Origin of the sequence: Bradyrhizobium sp. WYCCWR 12699 (genome assembly GCF_032144035.1) — a bacterium.
Lineage (GTDB): Bacteria > Pseudomonadota > Alphaproteobacteria > Rhizobiales > Xanthobacteraceae > Bradyrhizobium.
The window spans coordinates 21,379-28,124 of sequence record NZ_JAVTJN010000009.1 but is presented as its reverse complement, the minus strand read 5'-3'; the positions used below and the strand labels follow the sequence as shown (position 1 = coordinate 28,124).

Annotated in this window: 2 protein-coding genes and 5 pseudogenes; 4 read left to right on the top strand and 3 right to left on the bottom strand. The window is 62.8% G+C overall.

The features are described from left to right. Positions 1-122 precede the first annotated feature (122 nt). Positions 123-749, top strand: a pseudogene (locus RPS27_RS08365) (IS3 family transposase); the annotation flags it as partial. Positions 750-789: 40 nt separating this feature from the next. Here RPS27_RS08365 and RPS27_RS08360 read toward each other — a convergent pair. Continuing rightward, positions 790-2,149 (bottom strand): annotated as a pseudogene (locus RPS27_RS08360) (IS30 family transposase). Positions 2,150-2,191: 42 nt separating this feature from the next. On the opposite strand from RPS27_RS08360, the pseudogene RPS27_RS08355 reads away from it, so the two are divergent. Beyond that, a pseudogene (locus tag RPS27_RS08355) lies at positions 2,192-2,476 on the top strand (IS3 family transposase); the annotation flags it as partial. 302 nt (positions 2,477-2,778) lie between these two features. Here the strand turns inward: RPS27_RS08355 and RPS27_RS08350 are convergent. Then, positions 2,779-3,878 (bottom strand): annotated as a pseudogene (locus RPS27_RS08350) (ISNCY family transposase); the annotation flags it as partial. 129 nt (positions 3,879-4,007) lie between these two features. Between RPS27_RS08350 and istA the strand changes: the two are divergent. After that, on the top strand, positions 4,008-5,252 hold the full coding sequence (gene istA / locus RPS27_RS08345; protein ID WP_128955111.1) for an IS21 family transposase: 1,245 nt from the start codon (positions 4,008-4,010) through the stop codon (positions 5,250-5,252). Further along, positions 5,252-6,049, top strand: coding sequence for an IS21-like element helper ATPase IstB (gene istB, locus RPS27_RS08340; protein WP_128929835.1), 798 nt, complete (start codon positions 5,252-5,254; stop codon positions 6,047-6,049). The genes istA and istB overlap by 1 nt, the downstream gene beginning before the upstream one ends. 129 nt (positions 6,050-6,178) lie before the next feature. Here istB and RPS27_RS08335 read toward each other — a convergent pair. Then, positions 6,179-6,604 (bottom strand): annotated as a pseudogene (locus tag RPS27_RS08335) (ISNCY family transposase); the annotation flags it as partial. Positions 6,605-6,746: the final 142 nt, after the last annotated feature.

The window sequence follows — 6,746 nt, the reverse complement described above, 5'->3', positions numbered from 1 at the left end:
GCGCCGACCAATATGAGCAGCAATATCGTAGCCGCGTCCTCGCCAACCTACAGCGCCGGGCGAAATCGCTAGGCTTCGTGTTGCAGGCCATCCCGGGCGACGCCAATCCGGCTGTTTCTTAGGAAGGCCGCAGCCTACTTCGCGAAGGAAGCGACATGAAGTTCCCCTTCGTTGCGAAGCACCGGACGATCTGGCCGGTGGCATGGCTATGCGATGCGCTGGGGGTGTCGCGGTCGGGCTTCCATGCTTGGCTGAATCGTTCGCCCAGCGCCAGATCCCGCAGCGACGAGGAGCTCGGCGGCAAGGTCAAGGCCAGCTTCGCCGCCAGCGACCGCACCTATGGCGCACGCCGAGTGTGGCGCGACCTGCTCGCCGAAGGGGCGGATTGTGGCCTGCACCGGATTGAGCGGCTGATGCGGCTGCAAGGCTTGCGGGCGCGGCCGCGACGTCGGCGCTTGCCGAAGGACAGCGGCGATCGACAGCTCGAGACCGTACCGGCGAACCTCCTTGACCGGCAGTTCGCCGCCGAGCGTCCCAACCAGAAATGGATCGCCGACTTCATCTATCTCTGGACGGCCGAAGGCTGGCTCTATGTCGCAGCGGTGATCGACCTGTTCTCGCGCCGCGTGGTGGGCTGGTCGATGAGTGCCGCCATGACCGCACAGCTCGTGACGGACGCATTGTTGATGGTCGTCTGGCGACGCGGCAAGCCGGATGCGCTGTTGCATCACTCCGACCGGGGCAGCCAAGGCGGATTCAAGCGGTCGTCGCAATACCAATTGTGTTCACTCACGATAGCAACTCGTCAAGGGCCTCTGCCGGCGTTTTCCAACCCAGGGTTTTTCTCGGTCGAGCATTGAGGGCCGCGGCCACAGCGGCGATCTCGTCGGCGCCGTGGACGATAAGGTCGGTGCCTTTCGGGAAGTACTGACGCAGCAGCCCATTTGTGTTCTCGTTGGTGCCACGCTGCCATGGGCTGTGCGGATCGCAGAAGTAGATTTGGACACCCGCGTCGATCTTAAGACGATCGTGCTGAGCCATTTCAGCTCCCTGATCCCAGGTCAGCGAACGACGCAGCTCTTCGGGCAAGCTGATGATGGTGCGCGTAATCGCGTCGCGCACCGCTTCAGCTCCGTGCCCTGCGAGAGTAGGCCCATTCTTCATGCGCGGAGCTTCGCCATGCCCCGCAAGCCGGGGAAGATGCAGCAACATCGTGAAGCGCGTCGTACGCTCAACCAGCGTGCCGATCGCCGAGCTGCCAAGACCAAGGATGAGGTCTCCCTCCCAGTGACCCGGCACCGCGCGATCGGCCGCTTCGGCGGGGCGTTGACTGATCATGATCTCCGGCGAGACAGAGCTCCTGTCTCGCCTGCGTACGCGCGCCCTGGGTACCCGCAACACGCGCCCCGTTCGCAAGCAGGCCGACAGTTCGCGGCGTAGCGCTCCCCGCCCCTGAACGAAGAGGGCTTGATAGATGGCTTCGTGGCTGATGCGCATCGTCTTGTCGTCCGGGAAGTCGATCGGCAAGCGTCGGGCAATCTGCTCTGGGCTCCAAGCCCTGGCCCATCGCCGATCCTTGCGCGGGCGGGCGGCCCTTCCACGGAACGGCGGGACCAGGAACGGCAGCGCCACTCAGGGTCGTGACGACGCCAGCCAGCGCTGCTCCCCATAAGTGCGCAAGGTTGTGTTGAGCGCAAGCTTGCTCGGTTTGGGTCGACGGGCCGATCGCTCGGCGTGCCATTGGGCTGTCGACGCACGATACTCCAGGCCGCCGCTGCTCGTCGCGGCATTGCGTCGTAGCTCACGGGAGATAGTCGAGACGGATCGGCTAAGTCGGCGCCCGATCTCGCGGCTCGAAAGGCCCTGAACGCGAAGAAGTGCAATCTCCTCACGTTCCGCAAACGAGAGGTACCGCCCGGACGGCGGCTTGGTCGAAGTACTGAACATCGCTGGTGCCATGCCGCCCGCGTCGGAACAATCTGGTTCCGACAGGCTGCGACATACCAGCCGCCAATGCAGCATCCTCGCTGGTCATCCCCTGCGCGATCCCCAACCAAAATCGCTGGAGTGCAGATCGCCCCGCTACCGGCGGTCGTCCCCGTGACGGCAACGGCGCCCGTCCAGAACGGTGTGATCGTCGCTTTCGAATCCCATCGCAACCTCCTTCGTTCAGGTGTTGCGACGACCGCTTGAATCCGCCCAGTACACAAGCGAGCAGTTCCAGCGCCTGATGGCCGACAACGGCATCGTTTGCAGCATGAGCCGCTCCGGCAACGTCTGGGACAACGCGGCGATGGAAAGCTTCTTCTCCTCGCGCAAGACCGAGCGTACGGCCAACAAGATTTATCGAACCAGAGACGAGGCACGCGCCGATGTGTTCGACTACATCGAACGATTTTACAACACGACGCGCAGGCACTCGACCATCGGCTATCTCAGCCCGGTTGAGTTCGGGCGTAAGGTGGGATTAGCTTGACCGGGTGTCCATCAAACCGGCAGCAGCTCAGTCACGTGTTTCTGTTTAGAATGCACGAGCCGCTCAACAGACACGCCAGATTGTTCATCCATGCGACGCCTTCGGAGCCACTTGATCTAGGACTGACAAAGCCTATAGCGCGCCAATCAGGATGAGAGCGCGTATTGCCTCATGTACTGATGCTCCCGGGTGCGATCGGTTGCCTCATTTATTTTGCTCCTGGCTTGAGTTGAGGAGGAGACCGGGTGCGGAGATGGCCGGGGTTTCGGAGCGCCCGGCCTCCTCCGCTGGTACCTCGCACGTCATTGGAGTGTTGTGACCTCGTACCCTGGCGGCATTTTCTCGCTAGGAGCGAACAGCAGCGCGTTCGCTTGCTCGCTGCGCCAGGATTTCAGCCGACGTTGAAGCGTTCGAAGAAGCTTGTTCGGATAGGCTCCAGGATATTCCTCCTGCAAGCGCGAGAGCAGTTCGCTGCCAGTCCGCCAAGGCTCGGTTTCAAACCATTTTCGCAACTCTGGCGTTGCTCGGATGTGCGGGTCGGGACGACGTCGGCCTCTCTCCGCCTTCACGAGTGGCCGATCCGTCGGTCGCATAGCTCCGTCCTTCCAGGCCGTGCGCAGGCTTGCCAGGAAGCGATCGATCGATTGCGATGCCGCAGCAGGATGGCCGATTGGTTGGGTGTCCCCGAGGACCGCGAGGCGCTCCTGCACGTCGCGGATGTCGCGCAACAACGCGACTGGATCGAGGGCGGCATAGATTTCTTGGAGATGATGGCGGACAGCGTCAGGCGTGCGGGCGTCCGCTGCCAGGCGCTGGTGTGGTGTAGCCGGCGCGCTGTATGTCTTGCGTACACGGGCACCGTCGCGCTGCTTGGCTATCAATTTGAACGAGGGTTGGAAGAAGTTCACGAACAGCCGCGCCGATCGATAGAGTTCAGCCAGCAGCTTGGCCGCTTCCAGGCGCCCTCGAACCGACGATAGCCGACTATCCTGCGCACGACGGCGCCGTTCTTCTGCTCGACGAACGCCTGGTCATTTTTTCGGTAGGGCCGGCAACGCGTGAAGACGATGTTGGCCGCCTCGCAGTAGGCTTTCAGCGTCTCGTTCATGAACACGGTATCATTGTCAGTATCGAAGCCGAGCAGCGCAAAAGGCAATTGTTTGCGCAATTCCGTCAGCACCGTGCTCAACAGCGTTTGTTCGCGCACGATCAGAGGAGCGCACTCCGTCCAGCCGGTAGCAATGCCGGTGAGCACGAGGGTCTGGATGAAGCTGCCGCGCGCAGATGGACCGCTATGCGCGACAAGGTCGGCCTCGACGAATCCGGGCGCCGGATCATTCCAATCTGCCGACGTCCTTATTGGAGCCCTGCGACGCAGGGAATGCGTCGCGTGCCGCTGTCGGGCGACATGGAAAATTGACCCCCTGACGACACGAGGAATTGCCCCCCTCGCGACACGGTCAGAACGGGGGTTTTTATGCAGCGACTCAGTTCAGGTCCTCTGCGGTTCAAAGATCCGCGGAGGGAGGCCATGCTGGAGCCGGACGAGGTTTCGGCGATACTCCGGCTCAACGAGCTGGGGTGGGGTAGCAAACGGATTGCCCGGGAGCTCGGGATTAGTCGCAACACGGTGAAGGACTACGTGGCGGCCGGCGGCTGGACACCCTATCGGCAGCCGCAGCGCAAAAAGGCGCTCGATGGCCAGGAGACCTGGCTCAAGGAGCGCCTGCGGCAGCACCACGGCAATGCCGATGTGATTCGCCAGGAGCTGGCAGCCGAGAAAGGCATCATCGTCAGCCTGCGCACGGTCGAGCGGGCGGTACAGCGCTATCGCCAGGAGCTTGCGGCCGAGGCGCGCGCGACGGTGCGGTTCGAGACACCGCCCGGCAAACAGCTGCAGATCGATTTTGGCGAGCGGCTGGTCGAGATCGGTGGCAGCAAGGTTCGCGCCTACCTGTTCGTCGCCACGTTGGGCTACTCGCGCCGGCACCATGTCAGAGCATTCCGCAACGAACGGCAAGAGAGCTGGTTCGATGGCCTGGAAAGCTCCTTCGTGAAGTTCGGTGGCGTGCCCGAGGAGGTACTGTTCGATAATGCGCGTGCGTTGGTCGTGGAGCACGATGCCGCGATGCGCACCGTCGTGTTCAATGACAAGCTGACCGCGTTTGCCAAGCACTGGGGGTTCCGGCCACGGGCCTGCGCGCCATATCGAGCCCGCACCAAGGGTAAGACCGAGAATGGCGTCGGCTACGTCAAACGGAACGCGGTCGCCGGCCGCACCTTCCCGAGCTGGGAAGCCTTTGAGGCGCATCTTGAAGCTTGGACGCGGGAGATCGCCGACCTACGCCAGCATGGCACGACTGGCGAAGCACCAATTGAGCGCTTCAGGCGCGCTGAGGCGCACGCGCTGAAGCCCATCGCTGGGAGGCCGCCCTTCCAGGCCGCACGTGAACTGATCCGGCGCGTGCAGGCCGACTGCGCGGTCGAGATCGATGGCAACGCCTACTCTGTGCCATGGCGGCTGATCGGCGAGACGGTGAGAGCGACGATCGCCGATGGCGTGGTGCGCATCCACCACGGGATCCATGAGGTGGCCGCTCATCCGATCTGTGTCGGTCGGCGCCGTCGCGTCGTTGACCCTAAACACTTTGAGGGCCTGACTGGCTTTAAACCGAGCCGTGCTGGCGAGCTCGCGTTATCGCCTGTCGCGCCGCCGTCGCCGACGCTGCTGCGGCCACTCGGCGAGTACGAAGCGATTGTGGGAGGGGGCTTCTGATGCGAGCCATTGTCCCCGACCGCCTGAGCGATATGCTGACGCGCCTGAAGCTGACGGCTGTCCGCGACCAACTGGATGGGTTGTTGGATGAGGCCGGTCGACAAGAGCTGAGCCTACGCGAGACTCTGGTGCTGCTGTGCGAGCGCGAGATCGCCCGCAAGGATGAGCGGCGCATCGAGATGACGCTCAAACTTGCTCGCTTCCCGTTCGTTCGCGATCTGTCGGGCTTCGACTTCTCGGCCCAGCCCTCGCTGGATCCGAAGCAGATACGCGAGCTTGCGAGCGCCCGCTGGATCGCCAATGGCGAGAACGTGCTGCTCCTTGGGCCACCTGGCGTTGGCAAGACGCACCTTGCGGTCGCGCTTGGGCGCGAAGCGATCCTGGCTGGGCATTCCGTTCAGTTCGTCGCAGCCACGACTGTCGTTGCGCAGCTTGCCAAAGGTCACAGCGAAGGCCGGCTCGAGGAGCGACTCGCGCAATTTGCCAAGCCAAAGCTCCTGATCATCGACGAGCTCGGGTATCTGCCCTTTGAACCCGATGCCGCGCATCTGTTCTTCCAGCTCGTTAGCCGTCGTTACGAGAGAGGCGCGATCCTGCTGACCAGCAACCGCAGCGTCGGCGAGTGGGGCTCGGTCTTCAGCGACCCCGTGGTCGCCACCGCGATCCTTGATCGTCTGCTGCACCACAGTCACGTAATCACGATCCGCGGCGACAGCTATCGCTTGAAGGAGAAGCGCCGCAGCGGACTTCTGCAGAAGCCCGCTGTACCAGAAGCCAAATCGGAGAAGAAGTCGTGACGCAAGCCGCTCGCTCGCTACAGCGCTATGAAGGGCGCGCTTCGCGAGCGGCTTGCTTCAGTCCTGCAAACAACAAGGGGGTCGCTTCCTCATGTCGTTGCGGGGTCAAATCCGGACGTCGCTTGACAGCCGCCGACGCTTGCGACCTAATCCTTCTCGGACCCCCACCAATGCGCGGTCGATCGTCGCAGCGCTCATTGCCAAAAGTTTGTCGCGGATCTCGGGGGTAAGGTCGAGGTGGCCATGCCGTTCCATCGCCTCAATCAACGCAGGCATTAACGCCTTCAGCCGCTTCCCGCAGATCCGGTCTGACGCCTCCCAAAGGAGCACGAGCGCGTTGTGTTCTACCTCATTATACATTCGACGTCGCGCCCTTCGGCTTGGGCGCGCGTCTTCCTCACCTCGAAGTAGTCGCATCGCCTGCTTGCGATGGAATCCGGTGATGTCGACGAACTCGTCCAATATCCGCGTCTTCTTCGCGCGATCCGAACGCCGATAGCGCGCGCCTGCTGCCGCCGTCAGTTCCTTCCGCGTTGCCATGCTTAGCCACCCCATCTTCGCCCCCGCTCGCTCCCGATCCAAGGGAGCAATTTACGTGAGGCAACGGCTCAGCATTTGGTAACAATTAGGGCGAGACAATGCGGAGTCTCACCCTGATCGCCGCCGCGCAAAAGCCAACCGATCGGAGGACGAGGCA